At 64.7% G+C, this 21060-nt stretch carries 17 protein-coding genes; all 17 read right to left on the bottom strand.

The features are described from left to right. Positions 1-11: 11 nt before the first annotated feature. Entirely contained in the window at positions 12-3266 is a 3255-nt protein-coding gene (locus tag ACFMO7_RS05585; protein ID WP_376794529.1) for a protein kinase, read from the bottom strand. Beyond that, positions 3263-4282 carry a phage tail protein I gene (locus tag ACFMO7_RS05580; RefSeq protein ID WP_376794528.1) on the bottom strand — a complete coding sequence of 340 codons (1020 nt, stop codon included), beginning with the start codon at positions 4280-4282 and terminating at the stop codon, positions 3263-3265. The genes ACFMO7_RS05585 and ACFMO7_RS05580 overlap by 4 nt, the downstream gene beginning before the upstream one ends. Positions 4283-4287: 5 nt before the next feature. Continuing rightward, on the bottom strand, positions 4288-6288 hold the full coding sequence (locus ACFMO7_RS05575; RefSeq protein ID WP_376794527.1) for a putative baseplate assembly protein: 2001 nt from the start codon (positions 6286-6288) through the stop codon (positions 4288-4290). Positions 6289-6290: 2 nt separating this feature from the next. Continuing rightward, positions 6291-6725, bottom strand: coding sequence for a GPW/gp25 family protein (locus ACFMO7_RS05570; RefSeq protein ID WP_376794526.1), 435 nt, complete (start codon positions 6723-6725; stop codon positions 6291-6293). 135 nt (positions 6726-6860) lie between these two features. Next, positions 6861-7253 (bottom strand): PAAR domain-containing protein, encoded by a 393-nt coding sequence (locus ACFMO7_RS05565; protein ID WP_376794525.1) that lies wholly within the window; start codon positions 7251-7253, stop codon positions 6861-6863. Between the two features lie 109 nt (positions 7254-7362). Beyond that, positions 7363-9051: a VgrG-related protein gene (locus ACFMO7_RS05560; protein WP_376794524.1), complete on the bottom strand. Its 1689-nt coding sequence runs from the start codon at positions 9049-9051 to the stop codon at positions 7363-7365. After that, on the bottom strand, positions 9038-9748 hold the full coding sequence (locus tag ACFMO7_RS05555) for a peptidoglycan-binding protein (protein WP_376794523.1): 711 nt from the start codon (positions 9746-9748) through the stop codon (positions 9038-9040). The genes ACFMO7_RS05560 and ACFMO7_RS05555 overlap by 14 nt, the downstream gene beginning before the upstream one ends. A gap of 35 nt (positions 9749-9783) precedes the next feature. Next, entirely contained in the window at positions 9784-11565 is a 1782-nt protein-coding gene (locus ACFMO7_RS05550; RefSeq protein ID WP_376794522.1) for a DUF4157 domain-containing protein, read from the bottom strand. A 33-nt stretch (positions 11566-11598) separates the two neighbouring features. Further along, complete coding sequence (locus tag ACFMO7_RS05545) at positions 11599-12021, bottom strand: phage tail protein (protein ID WP_376794521.1); 423 nt, start codon at positions 12019-12021, stop codon at positions 11599-11601. A gap of 7 nt (positions 12022-12028) precedes the next feature. Next, positions 12029-12229 carry a hypothetical protein gene (locus ACFMO7_RS05540; RefSeq protein ID WP_376794520.1) on the bottom strand — a complete coding sequence of 67 codons (201 nt, stop codon included), beginning with the start codon at positions 12227-12229 and terminating at the stop codon, positions 12029-12031. Continuing rightward, on the bottom strand, positions 12207-12593 hold the full coding sequence (locus ACFMO7_RS05535; RefSeq protein WP_376794519.1) for a phage tail assembly protein: 387 nt from the start codon (positions 12591-12593) through the stop codon (positions 12207-12209). The genes ACFMO7_RS05540 and ACFMO7_RS05535 overlap by 23 nt, the downstream gene beginning before the upstream one ends. Positions 12594-12631: 38 nt before the next feature. Further along, positions 12632-13072: a phage tail protein gene (locus ACFMO7_RS05530; RefSeq protein WP_376794518.1), complete on the bottom strand. Its 441-nt coding sequence runs from the start codon at positions 13070-13072 to the stop codon at positions 12632-12634. A 110-nt stretch (positions 13073-13182) separates the two neighbouring features. Continuing rightward, a complete protein-coding gene (locus ACFMO7_RS05525; protein WP_376794517.1) occupies positions 13183-14811 on the bottom strand; it encodes a phage tail sheath family protein in 1629 nt (542 codons plus the stop codon). 77 nt (positions 14812-14888) lie between these two features. Next, the gene (locus tag ACFMO7_RS05520; protein ID WP_376794516.1) at positions 14889-15782 is read right to left on the bottom strand and encodes a Pvc16 family protein; all 894 of its coding nucleotides are present in this window, start codon (positions 15780-15782) and stop codon (positions 14889-14891) included. Positions 15783-15793: 11 nt separating this feature from the next. Next, complete coding sequence (locus ACFMO7_RS05515; RefSeq protein WP_376794515.1) at positions 15794-17074, bottom strand: DUF4157 domain-containing protein; 1281 nt, start codon at positions 17072-17074, stop codon at positions 15794-15796. A gap of 50 nt (positions 17075-17124) precedes the next feature. After that, entirely contained in the window at positions 17125-18969 is a 1845-nt protein-coding gene (locus tag ACFMO7_RS05510; protein WP_376794514.1) for a DUF4157 domain-containing protein, read from the bottom strand. Beyond that, complete coding sequence (locus ACFMO7_RS05505) at positions 18966-21050, bottom strand: ATP-binding protein (protein ID WP_376794513.1); 2085 nt, start codon at positions 21048-21050, stop codon at positions 18966-18968. Before ACFMO7_RS05505 ends, ACFMO7_RS05510 begins: the two co-directional genes overlap by 4 nt. Between the last annotated feature and the right edge of the window lie 10 nt (positions 21051-21060).

Here is a 21060-nt window from a genome sequence, read left to right as displayed (position 1 = left end):
CCCATAGCCTACTAGGCCAGCCTCAGAATCTGACCAATCCCGGCGGCGGAGACCAGCATCGGAAAAGACTGGCCCTGCTGCGACGCCGCGACCACCACATCGGAGGGACTGGCCCCGGCAATAAGATGGGCCACCGACGAGCGCGTGACAGGATTCGCAGCCAGGTTGACATACCAGATCTCATTGGTGGGGACGCGCTCTGTCACCAGCAGGGCTGTCTGCTGGCTGTTGGCCCAGTGCAGGAAGAAGAAGGGGGCTCCCTGGCTCTGAACGAGCTGTGTACGTGTCCCCGTGGCCAGATCGAACTTGCTGAGGGTTCCGCTCCCGTCGGGCTGCTGTTCGGTCACGTAGAGCGTCTGATGGTCGGCGGCCACTGCCACGCCGATGGGATGCTGCAAATGGGAGAGGACCGTTGTCACGGTCCCGCTGCTCAGATCGACTTTGACGACACTGCCCGGGAACCCGCTGTCGTTGAAGAGCGCCAGATAGGCCACGTTGCCGTCAAGAGCGATCTGTTGCGGGGCCGCCAGCCCGGAGGCCACCACGCTGGCCTGACTGCGATTAGCCCCCACCGCCAGATCGATGCGATAGAGCGTTCCCCCGCGCTCGCTCACATAGAGCGTCTGCCCATCGGGAGCAACGGCCACGTCTTCAAGCTGACTGTAGCCACTGCCCAGGACCGAGTAGACAGGACTGCTCGCCGAGGCATTGAGCAAGACCGAGACCTTTCCTCCATACTCGACGAAGAAGAGGCGGTCGCTGGCCTTTACATACTCCATGCCGATGGGAGCGGCCAGACCCGTGAGCACGGTAGTGACGGTCTGCGCCTGGGGAGGCGGCAGATTGCTCTGGGCGGCCGCAGTAGCGCTGGCTGCCGCCGTGGCCGTGGCGTTCTGGCTGGCCTGCATTGTGGCGTTGGCCGCCGCCGTGGCGTTGGCCTGAGCCGTCGCCTGGCTGCTCACGGCGGCCACCGTCGCAGTGCTGGCCCCCGTCTGCACCAGGGCCGTGAGGGTGGCCCCTACATTGGGGGTCGGCGTAGAGACGACCGTTCCGGTCTTGCCGGGCAGCGGCAGCAGCCCCCGTGCCAGGGCCAGCGTCCCCCCCGCCATCAGAATCACTGCCAGCAGCGCTGGTACAATCCAGGGCGGCAACAGCGCCCTGTTGACAAACTCGCCGGCGCTGCTCTGACTGCGCTGCTCTCCCACGGTCTTCAGATGGATCTGGAAGGGAATGCGCTCTTCGCGCCCTATGAGGCGCCGCCGCTCCTGCACGGTTAGCCCAACCCGCGCCTCACGTCCCGCCTCCAGCTCCAGCGGATTCACGCGGAACAGGTAGCGCAATCGCTGTTCGTCATCCTCGCCTTCCAGTTGATAGCGCGCTGGCTCATTGCCACTGTTGGTCACCGCCAGGGTATAGGAAGCCCTGCCACGACCAGCGGCGCGGCGCGGCTCCAGGCGCAAGGTCTCGTCATGGAAAGGCTGCACGGTCCAGACACAGCCGGTCTGGCTATACTCCTGAGGCTGCTCGCGCGAGCGCGCCCGGATGAGGACATTATAGCGGCCAGCCCGATGCGACGGACGGCGCGCCACATTGATTGTCAGGGTGACAGTCTCCTGCATACCCGGATTAAGCTGCACTTCTTGCCCGACCCCATGCAGCCATTCGGCAGGCACTCCCTCGACCGTTGGCGTGAACCAGTCGACAGTGCTCCCCATATTGGTCAGGGTGAGCTGCACGGTGGCCGCCTGACCAGGCACCAGCGTCAAGGTCTTGGGGACAACCGTCAGGCCAATGCGCTCTGCAGCCAGGGAGGTCGGTCCCTGGCTGTTCACGGTATTGGCGACCGTCGGTCCGGCATAGTTGGCATAGGTGCTGCTTCCCATGCCGGTGGGCCGCATGGCCCCGGGCACGGGACTCGCCGCCATATCGGAGCGGAGCATGGTGGCCGGGGGACTGGCACCTTCCAGGCGCAGCCAGAAAGGCCCCAGGCGGACCATCTGCCGCTCCTGCCAGACCTGGCTGACCTGTGGCATGAGACGCACCCCCTCCAGGAGGGTGCCGTTGCTTGACCCGAGATCCTGGAGCCGCACCTCTTTACCGTCCCAGGTGATGCGCAGGTGCTGGCGCGAGACCTGCTTCGAGAGCAGGAGGATATCGCTCCCCTCCTGCCGGCCTACGATGATGCCCGTCGCTCTGACTTCGACGACCTGCAGCGTGCGCCCGTTCTCATCGATCACGCGCACCCGCGGCACGTCGCTGTAGCCCGGCATGGTGGAGACCGTGGGAGGAGCCGGCAGCGCTGTCGGCGAGGGCGGCGCTTCCAGCGTGGTACGCGTCTGCAGGCTCGCTGGACCCGACCCTGGTCCCGAGGCCGAGGTGAAGGCCGCCTCTCCCTCACCACTGCCGCCCAGCACGTTCTGCAGGGCATTTGCCAGCGCTTGCCCGTTGGCAAAGCGCTCCTCAGGCTTCTTGGCCAGGCAGCACATCACGATCTCTTCCAGAATAGAGGGGAGTTCAGGTCGCAGCTCGCGCGGACGCGGCGGCATGACATTGACATGCTTGTAGATGGCGTCGGCTACGCCGCTGATCTGAAAAGGCAGAGAGCCGGTGAGCATCTCGTATAAGACGACCCCCAGCGCATAGAGATCGCTGCGCCCATCAATGGTCTTGGTGCCAAGACATTGCTCGGGCGACATATAGGCCAGGGTCCCCATCGGCGTGCCGGTGACTGTCTCTACCCCACCCTCTACCAGGCGCGCCAATCCGAAATCGCTGATCTTGACCAGATAGCGCCCACTTCCCGGCTCCGAGCCGGCCAGGCGCCTCAGCAGGAGATTAGCCGGCTTGATATCACGGTGGACAACCTGGAGCGCATGGGCCGCGGCTAACCCCTGCGCGACCTGGATGCCCAATATGAGCACCTGCGGCAGCGGTAACCGCTTTCCTTCTTGCCGCTTGAGCAGGGTACTGAGCGCACCGTCCCCCATGTATTCCATGACCATGTAGAGCAGGCCATTGTCATCACCGTAGTCGTAGATCTCAACAATGTTGGGATGATGGAGGGCCGCCGCCGCCCTGGCCTCCTGTAGAAAGCGCGCGCGAAAGTCGGGACGGGCCGCGAAACTGGGCAGCATGACCTTGATGGCCGCCGGGCGCTCCAGGAGCTGATGGACACCACGAAAAACCTGCCCCATTCCTCCCGCCCCCAGCACCGCTTCTATTCGATACTGCCCCACAGTCCGGCCTATGTACTCTTCATTGGTCATGGAATCACCTCCAGTATGTACCCGGCATGCGCTGGCTTGTGCAACTGAATCAGCTCTTCAAGGAAGGCTCGATCAACCATCTCGTGACCCGCCGCCGGGGCCAGCCTGACACGCACATGAAAGATAAATGGTTCATCCGGCTTCTCAAAGATGTCAGGCTGTAAACCAGTGCAGACCTCGATCATGCGCTTGAGTCCATAGAGAGTACCTCGCCAGCTATAGAGTTCCCAGGCTTCGGCCAGCAAACGTCGCTGCCGGGCCTCGGGCCAGTGCGGACTGAGAGGGATGTCCAGCCAGCTCGCCAGCCAGGGCAAGAAGCTCTTGGGACAGGTGCGCGGATCAAAGTACAGCTCGATATGATCCTGGCGCTGCTCCAACGGCTCCCAGATGTCTTCAAAGATGTGCAGGAAACGCTGCAGAAAATCGCTCTCCTGATAAATGTCGGGGAGATAGCGCAGGTAGAGACCACCGATGCTCGGTCGAGGCGGAGTGGCCACGGGCGTGACGGGACGTGCCGCCCTCACCGGGGAGCCTTGCGACCCAGCAACAGGCACGGCGGGCCTGGCAGGGGTGGAGGCCGCCATCGGGGGAGCGGCGGGCTGCCCCCCTGTGGGCCGCTGCTCTCTCTCTGTGGAGCTGGCCGCCCCCGGAGTTGCACCCTCCCGGGGAGTTGCACCCTCCCGGGCCGGCGCCGTCAGCCGTGGGGCCGTCCCCGCCTCCGCTTCGTAGGTGATCAGATAGGGGCCAATCTGAAAACTGGCCCCATCGCGCAGGAGGTAGGGCTGATGCGGCAGCAAGCGCTGCTGACCGACCAGGGTCCCGTTCGAGCTGCCCAGGTCCGTCAGAATGCAACCCTGGGGCGTCAGGCGCAGCTCAGCGTGATGACGCGAAATGATCTGATGATCGAGCACCAGATCGCTCTCCGGCCCACGCCCGATGCGCAGCACCGGCGTCGTGAGCGGCAGCGTTTTGATGATCTCACCCTGCAGGCGGACAACAAGCTGTGGCGTAGCCATCTTTTTCAGCGCACCTTGATTTGATGCTGGCCAGAACAAATCAAACCGTGACGGGGAATCCGCACCGTCTGCTGATTGCCCGCCAGGGGCTTCTCCGCCGCCCCCACCTCACCAACGCTAATGACCAGATTCTCTACATACTCCACATGCTCAATACGCTGCAGAAGACCGTAAAGCTCGGATCGGTTGAGCGCGCGCCCGAAGGGCCAGCCGTTGGCGCGAGGCCCCCCGAGATAGGGATTGAGGTAGCGTCGCAGGGCCGCCAGGGCCTCCTGTTGGACAGCTTCGATCAGGGCAGGGTCGCTATGCTCAGGGACGCGCAGCTCGGCCTGAATCGAGACGCGCACATAGTGAGGCTGATGGATCTCGAGGGCGGTACCGAGCAGGCGCCGGGGCTGCAGGTAAGAGAGGACCGCGCTGCGCAGCTCGGCGGAGAGGGCCAGTTGCTCGGGCGCCAGGTCCCCTTCGGGCTGATCGACCTGCGGCAGGATAATGACGAAGACCTGGCCCGGACGCGGATCGCCCCGCTCTCCCGGTTGGGCACCGGGGGCCAGACAGCAGGCACGCGCTACTCCGGGGACCTGGCAGGCCAGGTACTCATAGTCATCGGCGGTTACCGCTCGTGTGCGCGCGCGCAGCTTCTGAGGAGCCCGCAGCCTGGCCTCTTCCAGGCTCTGGGCATCGCGTCCCCCGACGGCGGCCAGGCGATTGGTGACGTGAGCCACGTAGGGGATTGCCGTCTTGAGAACCGTCAGCGTGCCGCGGGCGACGTTTCCGACCACGCCTCCACCGTAGCGGTAGCGCTTGAAGATCAGCAGGCTCCCCTTCTCAGGCACGGAGCCAAAGCGGTAGACGGTGCCATCGGGCTGCAGGAGAGCCGGCCCAAGCGTGAGCGTACCGTCGAGCTTATCCAGAGTGAAATGACGATCCTCCGGGCCGGATTCCGCAAAGTCTTCGACCTCGTGCCAGCTCTGAGGCTTTCCGCCTGGCGGCTCGCAGACCAGGTATTCCTGTTGGGGGTCGAGGGCGAGAATAGGAGTATGCTGAAGCCGGAAGACCTGGCCTGGGGTGCCATCGCTGATGCCGAGCACCTCCTCTTTGACGGTAATGGCATGGCGCGCGCTGACTGTCCCCCCACGGGCCTCGACGCGCAGGCGGCGCAAGACCGGTGAGACCTGATAGGACCCTGGTCCGCCTTGCGCTTCAGTCAGCCGGCAGCGCAGCCAGTAGCCGGTCACACCTGCAAACTCGGAGCGGGCCATTTCCGGCAGATGGAGAATGATCTCACCGCTTTCGTTGAAGCCCCCAGTCCCGTCATATTCCAGCTCGCAGCCCACCCAGCGCGCGGCCCTCCCCTGCCAGACCTGCCAGATCAGCGGCGGCTTGCTCGGATCGACGCCGGCCCCCCCAGCTCGCTCGCAGTCTACTATCAGGGCCAGCAGGTGATTGCTCAAATCGTTTTCAAAAGCCAGTAGAAAGGCATCGCCCGGGGCTGGCTTCTGGGGAAAGAGAGCGACCCGCTTCTCGCGCCCACGCGCTCCCTCCGGCGGCAGGTTGTGACGTAGCCAGTTGCTGCCCTGGCTGGCGTTGCGAGTGAAGGTGTCGATCAGGCGCGGCGGCTGAATGGTCAGCGGCTGCTCTGTAGTGAAGATGATGGCTGGGCTGCTCTCGGTACGCACGGTGGCGACCTCGGTATCAGCGGGAATGGTGACGCTCGTCGACTGCGCGGCGGAGAGATAGAAGGTGATCGGTGCCGTTGCTGCCCTCGGTGGTTCCAGGTGCATGCCGATCAGCTCGAGAAATTTGATGTAATTCTTGTCGGGGACCTGGTTGACCCGATAGAGCAACATGTCGGTCATCCAGGCAAAAAGTTCGATCAGGGTCACCCCTGGATCGCTCACGTTGTGATCGGTCCACTCGCGGCAGTAGTGAGGAATGAGCAGCTTGGCCTGATCGACGATGTCCTGAAAGTGGCGATCGTCTAGCTTGGGTGCAGGCAATGGCATGGCTAGCCCTCCCTCTGGCCAACCGCTTCCGCCAGGCCGCTTTCGCCCTCCCCAGGAATGCGGTAGAAGGGGAAGACCAGCGAGCGGCGATCATGGGTGGCCTTGATTTCGTATTCGATGTCGATGAGCAGGCGCCCCGGGTCGCCGGGATCGGGGCGCGCCTCAACGCTGAGGAGGCGAATGCGTGGCTCCCACATGCCCAGGGCTTCTTCGACATAATAGGCGGCCAGGCCCCAGGTGGTGGCGTTGTTGGGGGCAAAGAGCAGCTCGTGAATCTGGCAGCCAAACTCAGGCCGCATGACGCGCTGCCCTTTGGGGGTCAGCAGGATAATGCGTATGGCCTCCTCGATATCGCGCTCATGCCGCGCCAGAGCAATGCGTCCGTGGGCATCGATATGGATCGGGAAGGCCCAGCCGGTCCCGAGAAAATCGCGCATCGTGCTTCTTCCTCTCTTTCACTGCGCCTCCGCGCCGTGCTGTTGTGCCCGCGCTGTTGGTAGTGCCTGCTGCTAGCGCGGCCTGGCTTGCCTGGGCCTGAGTCGACCCGGCAAGCTTCTCCCTATGTCGAGGTTCTAGCCGATAAGAACGGTCCCAGTTGCTACCACACTTCCCACGGGCAGATCGCTCGGATCATTGCAGGTCATGGCTCTGTCGCCGTTACGGGCCGCCGGTTTGCCATTGATCAGGACTGTGGCGCTGCCCTCGATGATGACCCCTCGGTTGCTCGGGGGACGCTGAAAGGGGCCGCCCTGGGGGATGTGTGGCGGCAGGTTGTCGGCGGTACTCCCCTGGGTAGCCGCTGGCAGCCCCATGATGGTGACATTGGGGCTGAGATTGCCGTTGATGACGCCCGTAAAGGGATGGGGCAGGGGTGTCGGCACCGCTCCCCCTGGCGAGGGAATCAGGACGATGTGGGTGTCAAGAGCGGTGATCTGGTCGCCCTGCTTGGCTGCCGGTTGCCCCATACTGGTCGCTCCTCCTCTGTTTGCTCCATTTCCGGTGCCTGCTGTCTTGAAGAAAACGTCTCATCTGCAGGCAATTGCAGCATGTTTCTTTGCTGGTAGCTGGCGTCGCTCAGTTGAGCTGAATGGTCGTGCCTCTGACGGTGACGACGCCGGCACCGCCATCGATGCTGATGCCCTGCCCTTTGAGCTGGATCTGCCCTTGAGCTTCCAGGGAGAGTGTTCCCTGAGCTTTCAGGCTGATGTTGCCCTGCACGCTGATCTGAAGGCTGTTGGAGGCGGTTTCGATCTTGAGGCTGTTCCCCGCGCTATCGGCGATGGTGATGCCGCCGCCCCCCTCGCTATCGTCCAGAGTGATCAGATGTCCGCTGCGCGAGCGCAGGAGACGTTTCTGGACCCGGCCCCCGCTTGTAGCCTGTGGCTCCGGTGGCTTGTCCTGACCATTCCAGAGGCCGCCCAGGATATAGGGGTGCTGGACGTCGCCCTCAAGGAAGCCGACCAGAACTTCATCGTTGATCTCTGGTAGGAACTGGATGCCGCGCTGAGCGCCCCCGCCTGGGACCACCAGGCGCGCCCAGCCGCTGGTATGCTCCTCGGAGAGAGTGGGGTATTTGACTTTCACTCGTCCCCAGCCGGCGGGATCGTCGTTGTCGGTGACGATTCCAATTACCAGGCCCATGCTCGAGGGGAGGGAGCCGACGGGCGAGGCGGTCGTCAGGGTCTGGCTCTGGTCTCCATTCAGCAGGTTGAGCAGGGTGGCGGGCTGGTAGCCGCTGACGCTGAAGCGGGTGAGGTAGCCCTGGCGTGCGCTGTAGCTGTGCAGAGTGCTGGTGACAAAGTAGGTGCCGCTAAAGCGCGTGCCCACGGCTTTGATGCGCACGCTGACGCCCGCCACCAGGGCAGGCAACCCACTGCAGGCCCCCTCAGCCTCGATAAAGCGTCCGGCGGCGCGGTCGGCCACTGCCTGCGCAAGGCGGTCCGCTTCGGCCTGCGTGCGCACCGATCCCGCGCCCACGAGCGCCTCTGCTGTCAGTTGAAAGGCCTGCTGAACGAGATCGCCGCCGCTTTGCTCTTGCCCAATCTGCGGTGCTCCCCGTCCCTGCTGCGCCTGGCTCACAACTGCACGCCGCTGTTCTGGGTCCCAGCCGCGCACGGTGACCTTGCTGAGCTGGCCAATAGTGGTCAGGCGCGGCGCAAATTCATGCAGGTTGACCCCCCACTCAAGTTCAAGCTGGCCCCCGCCGTTCTTGAGCGGCTCGACGTGCAGGGTTTTCCCCTGGACATAGAGCAGACAGCCCAGGGCCGCCGCCCGGCGCTGAAGGAACTGCAGGTTGCTCTCGTTGTTCTGAAAGATGTAGTCATGGACCTGCCCGCTGATCCCTACCTGGGCCTCTAGCCCGGCCTCGGCAGCCAATTTCTTGATCAGGTCTTCATCGCTGACGTTGACGAAGGAGCGCACACGGCTCCCATGCCCGAGGCGATGCAGGCGATCGAAGGCGCGGATGATAAGCTGCTGGTTGCTGGCGTCAAAGAACGGCTCGATTTCGACAATCTCGCCGTCGAAGAGCTGCTTCGTGCGCCGCCCGCTGTGGGCCTCGATCTGGACGCTCTTGCCCGGCACCAGGCTGCTATCGTCGATCCAGTGCAGCCGTGTGTCATGCAGGACAATGGTGGCGACGTCCGGCAGGTGCAGGCTGTTCTCGACGGTGACCTCCAGCAGGTCACTCATGAAGTCCGGCGAGACGTCGGTCGCTCCAATTTTGATGGAGAGCAGGCTGAGCAGATTCTCATTCTGTGGCATTGGGAATCTCCAGCAAGAGGCCTGGCGTGAGTTGCCGCACACGGGTCAGGCGATTGGCCTCGGCGATCAGGCGCCAGAGGTTGGGGTCACCATACTCCTTGTAGGCGATCCAGGCCAGGGTATCCCCATCGCAGACACGCCAGACGCGCTCGCCTCCCGCTCCACCCGAGGTGGGATTGGTCGGCGGGTAGTCGTCTTTGTCCTGCACCTGCTGAAAGGTGACATCGAGGGTAGAGCGCACCGGCGTGCCGTCGGGGAGAAAGAGGGTAAAGCGCTCACGAATGTTGGTGATGACGGCCTTGAAGCTCCAGATCGCTCCCCACTGGAAGCTGACAACTGGCGGCCTCCCTTTCTTGTGCTTGGCGCCCCCTCCCCGGCCTCCCAGAGGCCCGAGCGCTGGATCGACCTTCATCATGTTCCAGATTTTTTCGGTATAGGCTTTGCGTACGTCTTTGGGGCCGCCTCCCTGGCCATTGCTTTTGATGTTGGTGTAGGTGTCAAAGAAGAGCTGCATCTGCAGCGTAGTGGGCTGACCGCTGCCAAACTCCAGCCGGGCGATGTTGGTGCCTTTGCTCTCCCTGGCAGTCCATGAGTTCTGCTTGCTAAAGGTGTATTCTTTGGGATTAAACATGCACTCGACGCTGCAGTTGTGATCGTGATCGACGATGGTGGCCAGGGCCAGCGGACTGCTTTGCATCGGCTGCTCTCCTTCCTTGGGGTGTCTGCTCCCCTCTACGAGAGGAGGCGACGCTGCTCGACGCTCAGGCGGCGCTTGAGCAGGCTATAGACCTGGCGCGCCAGGGCATCAAGGTCCGGCTCTGGCGCCCTGTTTGCGGAGATAGCGGGCGACGCTTCGCCCTTGCCGCCTACAGGCGTGGCCAGGTTACGCTCGACGCCGGCGCGCTGGCTGCCCTCGGACTCGACTGGGGGCGGGGGCGCGCTCTCAGCTGGAGAGGGCGGAAGTGGCCCGACTGGCCTCGAGAGGCTCACATCCGAGCTGCTCTCACTTGAGGGCGGGCCGAAGGCGGGAGTCGGCACCGTCAGCCAGGCAGGCAGCGGCTCCCAGGGAGCTGGTAGACTACCCCAGATGCCGCGCCCGCCCTGGCTGACACGCTGGTCCTCGGGCGAACGCTCAGCGGCGGCGGATGGCTCTGTCGCGGTCATGGGCGCTGGAACCTCCGGCTTCAGCTGGGTCGCTTGCTCTGGCTGGAGCGCTGGGGCTGGGGTGGTCACCGCGAAAGCCTTCCGCGCCTGGTGGCGGACGCGGCGCTCGACAGCAAGAGCCAGCCGCTCCTCGTCTGTCTGCAGGACTGGCTCCGCAGGCTGCTCCAGGTCAGGCGTCGGCCTGCCTCCCACTACTGGCGGCAGGAAGCGCGCTCGGTGTCGGCGCATCACATGTGTTAGCTCGTGAGCTAGAAGGCCGAGGCCCTCCGGTGTGGTTTGGGCCTGGTGGGGCGCCAGTTCGATGCCGGCGGCGCTGCTGAGGGCGTCAGCGGCCAGGACCTCGGTGGCGTGCGCTGCCTGGGCATCGCGATAGAGTGCGACCTCGGCCAGGTCAAGACCCAACAGCGGCTTGAGAAAGCGGCGGGCGATGAGGGCTGGCGGCTCTCCCTTCCTTGACCCGGCCTCTGCTGCAGGAAAGCGCTGCGCCTTTGGCGCGCCTCTCTGACCCTGGAGAGCGTCGCTCGCTTGGGACAGCGGCGCCTGAGCGGCTGTATGTGCGCTTTCTCTGGCTTTGCCTGCTGGCGTCGGCGGCTCCGCAGCGCGGTTCGGCTCCGTACCTGGCTCATGCCCTTCAGCAGGCAGTCCCTGTTCGCGCCTGGCCTGCTCCACCAGACGCCGGAGCCAGCTCTGTGGCGAGCGTTCAGCCTCGTCCGGCCGCGGCCTGAAGAGCTGGGCCGCCTCATTGGCTGGCTCCGGCTTCGGTTCCGCGGTGCCCTTTGTCGCCAACTGTCGGGTCAGCGGGAGCTTCTGGTCCGTCCTGGCGAGACCGTGGTCAGGCACAGCAGGACCTGCTGTGGCGATAGCAGACTCACCAGCAGGCTCACCAGCCCGACCCAGCTCGATCAGATGTCCGCGACCCGCAGAAGGCCCCAGCGGCAGCGGAGGTCTGGTCTCCGGCTGGTTGCGCTCGAACGGCCCGGATGGGGCCGCCCGCTCCTCTTCGTCGGCATGGGCAGCCTGCCGGTTCCGATCTTCCTCCCCCGTTCCTCCGGCCACTGGTGCCGGGATCTGGCCTTCGGAGAGCGGCTGGTCCTCTGCTCCCTGGCCGCTCGCCGAGGGCGGCAGCTCTTCCTCTCCGGCTGGTAGTTGGACGGCTGAGGAGAGCGGAAGCCAGACTGGTCGAGCCATCGGAAGCTGGTGCAGGCGCCGATCGCCTCCGGCGAGGGTCGTCAGGCCAAGGGCAGCAGCCAGAGCGTGGCGCTCTTCCAGAGCGCGCGGCAGGCGTGGAACGGGCGCAAGGCCCAGCAGCCGCCGGCGACGCAGAGAGATCAGCAGCAGGTGTCGACGCATGGTTAGCCCTCCTCCGTCTCCCCACTTGCGCGCTCAGCCGAGGGTCACGCCCTCGTGGGCCAGCTCGAGGGTCTCGATGGCCGCCGTATTATCCGGCGCCCGCAACTGGGGACCGACCCATTTCACCGGGTAGGCATTGAGAAAGTTCCAGCGCATCAGCTCGTTGCCCGCCACGTCGTACATAACGACCGAGATATGGCGACGTTTGAGGCGCCCACTGGCCACATCGGCAAGCCAGCGATAAAACTCATTAGAGGTCGTCAGACCCCGCTTGAGCGTCAGATTGCTCACTTTGGTAAAGCCAGGCAGGCGATAGACAAAGCCGTTGTTGCCGCCCTCCTGATACTCCAGGATATCCATCTCAACCTGCAGCCCGCTGACCTCGGTAAAGACTCCCTGAGCCTGGCCCTCAAAGAGGACATAGAAGCGGCAACCCGGATAGGCTTCGGTGGCCATCGGCTCCTCACCTTCCGCGCGTCAGGGGATGCCCTGGCCCCCGTTGCCCGCGGGCCAGGGAGAGGCGGGCCTCCTGACGCAGCAATTGATAGACCTTCTCCGCCAGTTGCTCAACATTAATGGCGGCGCTGGTGCTCTCAGTTCCAGGCCGGCCAGCATCAGCGCTGGAGCCGGTCGCCTGCGGATCAGAGACGGGCTGATCGCTCATCAGCTTCACCCCCTTCCGTCAGGTCGAGCGAGAAGCGCAGGCCGCAGCGGGGACACTGGGTTTCGAAGAGGGTCGTGCCCACCTCGTTGATCTGGACGTAGAGCTGCTGCAGGTAGGCCAGATCGGCGGCAAAGAGACCCTCGATCACTCTGACGTCGACCGGCTGGAGATCGCCCAGGCGCGTCACCACGCGGCTGAGCACCAGGATCGTCAGATAGGCCTCGTTGGCACGCACCCGCGCGTCCTGCAGCGGCTCGATCTCATCGAGGGCGGTCGCCAGGCGCATCGTGCCCTGCCGATGGAGGTTTCCACGTGCGTCGACGTAGCCGCAGGGCAAGGTAAAGGAAAACTCGGTCTGTAGCATCGCTATCTCGGCTCCCAAGCCAGCCACGGGGCCCTGGTTTAGCTGACGCGCTCGTAGCCCTCGTGGGTGATCTCCAGCTCTTCGATGGCCACCTCGTTATGGTGCGCGTTGGCACTGGGACCGGTCAGCTTGCTCGGCCAGGCATTGATAAAGTTCCAGCGCGCCACCGGCTCGCCCTGCTGATTGTACATGGTGATGGTACCGTTCTTGCGTGCCTCGTCAATTCTCCCCTGCTCGACAAGCCTGCGCCATTGCCACATATCCATCGAGTCGGTAATGCCGCGCTTGAGCGTGATGTTGGTCCATTTGAGGCGGCCTGGCACCTTCTTGATAACAAACTCGCCTCGCGGCCCGCTGGCTTTGTATTCGACGATCTCATTTTCGCTTCCCAGGCCGCTGCATTCTCGAAATGCGCCGACGATCTGACCTTGAAACTCGACGCTAAACCATGATGAGACCAGTGGATCTTTGTCTAGCATAAGCTCCTCCTCTGTGCGTTCTCAGTCACCAACGAACGGTCCGGCCCGTGGCCCGCCACAAGCGGGTGACTTGCCCGACTGTCCTCTCGCGGCAGCTCAGGGACCGGAGCCTAGGCGCCGCCTCCGGCCCACTGGCGCAGGCGGAAGACGACGAACTCGGCGGGCTTGACGGGTGCCAGGCCGATATCGATGAAGAGCATTCCACGATCGCGCACATCGGGTGGATTCAGCTCCTCGTCGCATTTGACAAAAAAGGCCTCTTCTGGCGAGCGGCCAAAGAGCATGCCGTCACGCCAGGCCCCCGTCAGGAAGGCTGTGATGTCGCGCTTGACGCGGGCCCAGAGGTCGACATCGTTGGGCTCGAAGACCACCCACTGGGTGCCGCGCTCGATCGACTTCTCGATATAGTTGAAGAGGCGGCGCACATTGATATAGCGCCAGGCCGGGTCACTGCTGAGGGTGCGTGCCCCCCAGACGCGCAGGCCGCGCCCGGTAAAGGAGCGGATGCAGTTGATGCCGCTGGGGTTGAGGGTGTCCTGTTCGCCTTTGGTGACCTGGATGACGGCCTCCAGGGCGCCGCGGACGATCTCGTTGGCGGGCGCCTTGTGGACGCCGCGCTCGTTATCGCTGCGGGCGTAGATGCCAGCGATGTGGCCACAAGGTGGGACGGCCAGAGGGCGGCCATCGGGGCCGGAGATCTTGACCCAGGGATAGTAGAGGGCAGCGAACTTCGAGTCGTAGGCGGCCTCGGCCTCTCGCCAGACCTTAACCTGCTGCGGTGAGAGATCCGGCAATGGGTCCAGAATGGCGATGCGGTCCCCCATGCGCTCGCAGTGAGCGATCATCGCCAGTTGGACTGCTTTGACGCCTTCACGGCTGATCAGGCCGGCCTGGTAGGCGGCCATCAGGTCGGGGCAGCAGACCATCGTGACCTCCTCGGCCACTTCCAGCCCTTCGAAGCCGCTGCGTTCGGCGGCGCTGCCAGCGAAGTGGTCGGGCTGCACCTGGGGCAAGGCGAGCTGGGCCGGCGCCCTGAGAACATAGGTGCCCGGCTCGGGAGCTCGCTCGATGGGGCTGCCGCTGGTCTTCGGCTCCACCAGGCGGATGAGCTGGCTGAGCTGGTTGACCGTCTCAACCGCGGATTTGACGCCGGCTCCACTGCCACCGACGCTCAGGTTTTCATAGACTTCCTCTTCGTCGCCCATGCGCACTTTGAGAGTGAAGAGGCCAGCCTTGCCCGGAGAGGCGGCGGCAGCGGCCTCGCCTTCCTTCGACTCACCTTCGGCTGGCGCCGGGGAGGAGGGGGACGGCAGGGTTTTGGTCGGCGGCAGGATCTCAATCTGAATGTCCTGCTCGGGCACGTTCTTGGGATGGACGATGAGCGAGGGCAGGGCTTTGGAAGCACGGCTGGGCAGCAGCACCGGCGTGGCCTTGTCTCTCTTGGTGTTGTTGTTGACCAGGCGCGTGACGTAGCAGCGGCCGCCGCCGTTGAGGAAGTAGCCGTAGACGGCATGCGAGAGGTAGGAGCCGGGCAGGTGGGGATTGCGCAGTCCTCCTTCTTCGAGGCTACCGAAGGTGGCGACATACTGCGACCAGTTGGTGATGAGCACCGGTCGATTGGCCGGCCCGGCGGGGGCAAAGCCAACAAAGGCCGCGGTAGCGGTCCCGACGCCTTCAATGGGCCGTGGCCCGCTGTCTACCTCCTGAATGTAGACGCCGGGTGAGAGGTATTCGGGCATGGTCCCTGGTCCTCCTTCTTTCTCAGGCTCAAGAATGGGTCATTACAGATTGGCTCATAGACAGGAAGCGCTACGGCTCAGGTCTCCAGGGCCGGTAGCCTCTCCAGCACGATTTCGTAGTAGGAGAGGGAGCCGCGCGCGCCTGGCTGATCGACAGCGGGCGACGAGTCGTCGCCATAGTCGAGAGTCAGGCGTCGGGCCGGCCCCACAGGCGGCGTCAGGCGCAGGACGGCTCGCTGTGGCGGCAGATGGCCCAGGACAAAGCGCCCGGCGCTGTCGGTAACGCCCTCCTCAGCGTGCCCTTCCAGAGCCACACGCACCCCGGCCAGGGCCTGGCCCTGCTCGTTGCGCACCACTCCCCCCAGGACGAGGCCCCTCTCGACAGCCTGCCTCTCCCCCTCGCCCGGCAAGTGCCGGTGGTAGCGAGCCACACGCCTCAGCACCAGCGGGGCTTCAGCAACGAGGGCCAGCTCCACGGGTACGGTAAGCGTGTAGGCCAGGGCCGGGCGCGGCGGGCTACCCAGACTGTTCCAGAGGGCAATGAGCTGCCCCGAGTCGTCTTCCTGGGCCAGCTTACTGACGAGCGGTACGGCCAGCGCACGTAGCTCAGCCGGCAGCAGTTCCTCCGGTACCTGCGGGTAGCGCACAAGGGTGGTGAGCACGCGCCAGAGCAGTTGCTGCTCGTCCTCGACCTCGCTGCTGATGGCGCTGACCATGTAGCGCAGGTCGAAGCGCCGCGGCAGGGGCCGACGTTCGGCCCGTCCATTGTCGGTGGCTACAGTCCGATAGCTACTCTGACGTAGCTCGACGTTTTCATGAATGGCGTAGAGGAAGAGGCTGACCGCCGGCTGCCAGAGGCGCTCAAGGCGCTCCCGGGTGGGGGCCTCGAAGATGACGGCAACCTCTTGCTCGTTGATCTTGCCACGCTCGTAGAGCAGGTTTCGCAGGATGTTCTGTATGGTGAGTAACATGGCTGTCAGCCTCACTTCAAAGCGGCGCCAAGCAGAGCCCCGCCCACGAGGCCACCGAGGCCTCCCACGAGCGCCCCCACCGGGCCACCGATCAGCCAGCCAGCCGCGGCTCCCCCAAGCCCGCCAAGCCAGGCGCCCAACATGCCATGCGGCGCGCCTTCGCCACGGCGGACCTTATCAATGTAGGGCTGCAGCGCGGAGAGGTCCTGATAATCCTGGAAGGTGGCTGTACCATCTCGGGTGCGCCGCAACGCCCGGTTATACTCTTCAATTGCCTCGGCCTGCTGCTCGGGATTCCACTCCTCCCAGGGTTGGCCTGCCCTCAAGGCCGCCCGCCAGTCATAGGCAGCGTTGCGGCTTCCGCTTCCGAGGGAGGCCCGTATCTGGGCGACCAGGCTCTCCGGAATGTAGGCCAGGCCCCCATGTTGATACTGCCAGACATGCCCCATCTCATGGATGAGGATCAGCCTGCCTTCCGGTGTCAAATTGAGCGTATTGCCGTCGTAGTAGACATCCTCAAGGTTAATGGTATTGCCGACTGTTCGCGAGGCGCCAGCAGAGAGCACGCTGTGTTTGGTGATTGTGATGGCCGTATAATCGAGACTATCGGCATAGATTTCGCGGGCATAGGCGATCTCATCGGGCAAGAGCGAGCGGCGCTGCTGCGAGAGCCTGTCACCTACCGCGGCCCCGCCCAGCAGACCACCGATACCGCCGATCACCGCGCCAGCTGGACCGCCCACCAGGAAGCCGCCGACGGCGCCGACGATCGCCCCTCCCAGCCCTCCAAGAGCGCTCCCCAGCCAGGAGCGCCGAATGACCCGCGCGGGGGCCGCCGGGGAGAGGTGGCCGACAACCGGTAGCGCGGCGGGAGCCGCTGTGACCTGGGCCGCTACTTGCTCGGCCTCACGCTCATAGTGATCGTCGACCGGTCCGACGACAAGGGGGCCATCGGCTTGGGTTTCCCCGCTTTGCTGCAGCGTGTGGACCAGCTCGTGGGCCAGCAGGTGCCGGCCTGTCTCTGTCTGCGGAGCATACTCCCCCCGGCCGAAAAAGATATCCTGCCCGATGGTGTAAGCCCGTGCCTCAAGGACTCGCGCCCCCTGGGCCGCCTCATCGCCGGCATGGATGCGCACCTGGCTGAAGTCGTGCCCGAAGCGCGGCTCCATGAAGGCCCGCGTCTGGGCGTCTAGCGGCTCACCCGCCTGAACTTCCTCCTTGTGTGCAGGCGCTTGAGGCACCTGAACCGGGCGCTTGCTCTCTTCCCTGGTGGGCCTGAGATGGTGGGACATCCGCTGTGCTCCTTGTGCTAGCGTGGCCGCCCTGGTCCTTGCTTAGCAGATTAGTGCCCCCTGTTTTTGACGGCGGCGATCAACGGCGCCCGCCACCAGGCGTCGGGGGTATCCTCGGGATAGCAGAGATACTTATCGACCAGACCGGTCACTCGTTCAATAGTCGCTCTGTCGCGGATAGCACTCGTGTCAGACCAGATCTCTTGCATCGCTCTGCCAATCTCTCGATCGGCCTCGACCGCCAACATGCGCGAGATAGCAAAGAGGGGGTGATCGGGCGAATCTTTGGCGATCTCGGAGTGGGTCGGCCCCAGACCTTTCCTGGCCGCAGAGGAGGCCGCCTGGGCCGTGGCAGTCTGCGCCACTTCGTCCAGGACGACCAGGGCCAGACCGAGATCGCGCCGTATCCGCTCGACTCCTGCTCTGACGCCTTCTTCGTAGCCTTTGGCGCCACCGGTAAGCAAGCCAGAGGTGGCGCCGCTCAGGAAGCCGGTGAAGGCGTGTCCAAGGGCACTTAAGCCGGAATGCGTCCGCCAGCCTTCAGCCGCCCCTGAAAAGCCGCCGCGGAAGAAGCCCGCGACGCCGCCCGCGATGGCTCCGCTGATCCCCCCAAGGAAACGGCCTGTTTTGACCATCACCTGCTCCAGCCTGGCACGGACGACCTCCACGATGCTCACCACCTTATCCCAGGTGGTGGCGTAGGTGCCGCTGATGATAGCAGGACGGGCGGCTCCATCAGGGGTGCCGATCCAGGCCGTTTCGTGGCCCAGTCTGGTGGTGGCCAGGGTCCGATACTCGCTCTCGGGAATGCTGCCATCCTGCTTGAGGAGATAGAGGCAGACTTCGACAAAGTTGGAATGGGAGTAGTAGTCTTCGACGACATGCAGGGCGTCGCCCAGCGCTCTCATGCCGCGCGGCGTGTGTCCCTCCTCTATGGCTTCCGCCAGCTTGTACTTAGCATGAAACTTGCCGCGCTCAATGTAGTCCGGTAGATTTCGGCTGGCAGCGTCTCCGCCCCCGGCCTGGTAGCGATTGGCCTCCTCATAGGCCCTTCGCTGATCCGAGGAGAGATCCTGCTCCTGCCTGGCCCGCTCGGCGGCGCTGAGCAGCGGATCTTCGATGCTCCCGCCGCCTTTGGGATTATCGACGTGCTCAGAAGAGATATAGGTGCCCAGATCGGCGGGAACCACCAGGCGATGGAACTCGCTCAGTCCCTGCAGAACGAGGTAGGGGCGAAAGATTGATGGAAGCTGCGACATGTCACGCAGCCAGTTGCCGAAGTAGATGGCCTTGACATCCTCTGGCCCGAAGCCGACGGCGCTCAGGGCCTCCTCCTCGATGGCGCCGTGACCGCTCTCGCCCGCCTGATAGCACCAGAGGTGGTCACCAGGCGCCCGCTGGCTGACGTAGACGCGCGCCGCTGGCGCGCTGAGCACCTGATCAGCGACGGCTCTGGCCTCGCGCTCTTGGGGGGCTGCCGCCTCGCTCACCGGCAGTTGGTGCGCCTGTATGGGAAGAGGCAGATCGGCGGAAGAGAGCTGAGTCTGAGTCTCACCCTGCTGGACCACGTGCGTCAGCTCGTGGGCCAGTAACCAGCGCCCCTGCGGCGTGGTCGGGGCATAGCGTCCGCTGGCAAAAACAATGTCTTGTCCAATCGTGTAGGCTGCCACGCCCAGGGCGCTGGCAGATTCTGCCGCCCACTCATCGACGTGAATGCGCACCTGACTGAAGTCGTGCCCAAAACGCGGCTCCATAAAGGCCCGCGTCTCCTCATCGAGGGGCTGCCCCTGCAGGCTGGGTCTCTCGCAGGAGTCGATAGGGGGGAGCGAGCGCTGTCGGCTCTGGTTTGCCTCGAGGTCGCGTCCGTGGGTAGAACGACGGCCTGTCTTCATCATAGCCAGCCTCCGATCTCGGCCTCGGTCAGCGGTTTCTCCAGCTTGGCATATTCAACGGCGGCGGCGCGCAGGAGATGGCTCATACGCAGCGGCTCGCCGGCCTCTGCGGCCAGAAAGGCGGCATAGAGGGCAATATTGCGAATATTGCCGCCGGCCACGTGCAGCCGCGCCAGCTTCTCCAGGTCCAGCCCCTCGCGCGGGAGGTTCGGCGGGAAAATGCGTCGCCAGATCTCCAGACGCATGGCTACGTCGGGAAAGGGGAAGTGGAGGATGAAGCGCAGGCGGCGCAGGAGGGCCGGGTCGAGGGCATGCTTAAGGTTGGTGGTGAGAATGGCCAGGCCGCGATAGGTCTCCATGCGCTGCAGCAGATAGCCGACCTCAATATTGGCGTAGCGGTCATGGCTGTCTTTGACCTCGCTGCGCTTGCCAAAGAGGGCGTCGGCCTCGTCAAAGAGGAGGACAGCCCCCCCTTCTTCTGCGGCATCGAAGATACGCCGCAGGTTCTTCTCGGTTTCGCCAATGTATTTGCTGACAACGGCGGAGAGATCGATGCGATAGAGGTCGAGACCCAACTCGTGGGCCAGCACCTCGGCGGCCAGGGTCTTGCCGGTGCCGCTGCCGCCGGCAAAGAGGGCGCTGATGCCCAAGCCGCGCGCTCCCTGGTGCCCGAAGCCCCAGCGCTCATAGACGGTGACCCGCTGACGCACATGGGCCACGATCTCTTGCAGCAGACGCCGCTGCTCCTCGGGCAGGACAAGTTGCTCCCAGCGCGCCGACGGAGCGAGGCGCTGCGCCAGGTCGTCCAGGGCCGGACGAGCCTGGAGCCGACAGGCGTTCCAGAGTTGCCGTGCTAGCTCGTCGGTGGGCAGTGCCAGGCGCTCTGGCTCGACCAGCAGCCGGGCGCAGACGCGCTCGATAGCGGCCCCGGAGAGCGGGAATTGCATGGCCAGCGACTCGATATGACCGTTGAGGTCGACAGCCAGCGGCAAGGCACTGAGAGCCTGCCGCCAGAGCTGCTCTTGCTCCGCCAGCGACGGCGGCTCCAGCTCAAGGCTGATCGGGGTGACGGACGTCAGCCAGGAGCGTAAGGGGGCAGCGTCGCGACAGCTCAGGATGAGGGGCACCCGCCAGAGACGCACCAGGCGTTCCAGGATTCGCAGAGTGGGACGGTCCTCGGGACTGAGCTGGCCGCAGTCCAGGAGGAGAGCGCTGCCCGTCAGGATGGCCTGACGCTCCCAGAGGCGTGCCCACCGCTCTAGCTCGCTCAAGGCAACAGGCAGATCGGCAGCCGGTAGAGTCCAGAGGTGCAGCCCCAGTTGCGCGCAGGCCCGCGCCGCCAGCCGCTGTCCGTCCTGCTCTTGAGGAGCGGCGAGAATGATGAGCGGCCAGCGTTTAGGTCCGGGGTTGGACGAGACGGAGGCCGCCGATTGTCCTCCCCAGGCGGCGAGCAGCCTGGTACAAACTCGCTGCTGTGAGGGCGGCAGATCGTTGGCCGGCGGGGCAATGGGCCCCAGCAGGCTCAGGCGCGGGTCGTGGTAGGGCAGGCCAACCAGATAGTGAAGGATCGGTTCATCGATGCGCAGGGGCGTCATGGTCAGGGTAGCGCCACTGCCCAGGGTGAGAAGCTGCCAGCGGCGCAGAGGAGCCTCAGGCGCGATGGCATCCCAATGGGCACCCGGAAGGGCCGCCAGCGCCAGGCTGAAGGTAGGCAGCGCGCTCTGTCCACGGCTGCTCGCCGCCTGCCCCATAGCCTGCGCGCAGAGACCGGCCAAACCACTGTCCAGCTCGACGCCAGCGCAGAGGAGGAGCAGGTCGCGTTCAAAGGGCGAGAGACCGAAGGCCGAGCAGAGGCGTTGCAGGGGAGCCGGCCCCTCCAGAGCCGAGGCCGCTTCGGCCAGATGCTCTTCTAAGAGGCGGGAATCGCTCTCGCTGCCCGGAAAGGCGGCATTTCCCTCTTCTCCCCGACAACGCAGGCAGTGGCGCACGAGGGCCTGACGTACCCTGGCCAGGGCGGTCAGAAGATAGCGACGTTCCGCTGCTGCTTTCTGGCTGGTGAGGGACGCCTCGCTCACAGTTGTCATATGGATTGCC

The sequence above is a fragment of the Thermogemmatispora sp. genome (assembly GCF_042408735.1).
In the GTDB taxonomy this organism is placed as follows: Bacteria; Chloroflexota; Ktedonobacteria; order Ktedonobacterales; family Ktedonobacteraceae; genus Thermogemmatispora.
This window is presented reverse-complemented; position numbering and strand designations above follow the sequence as displayed.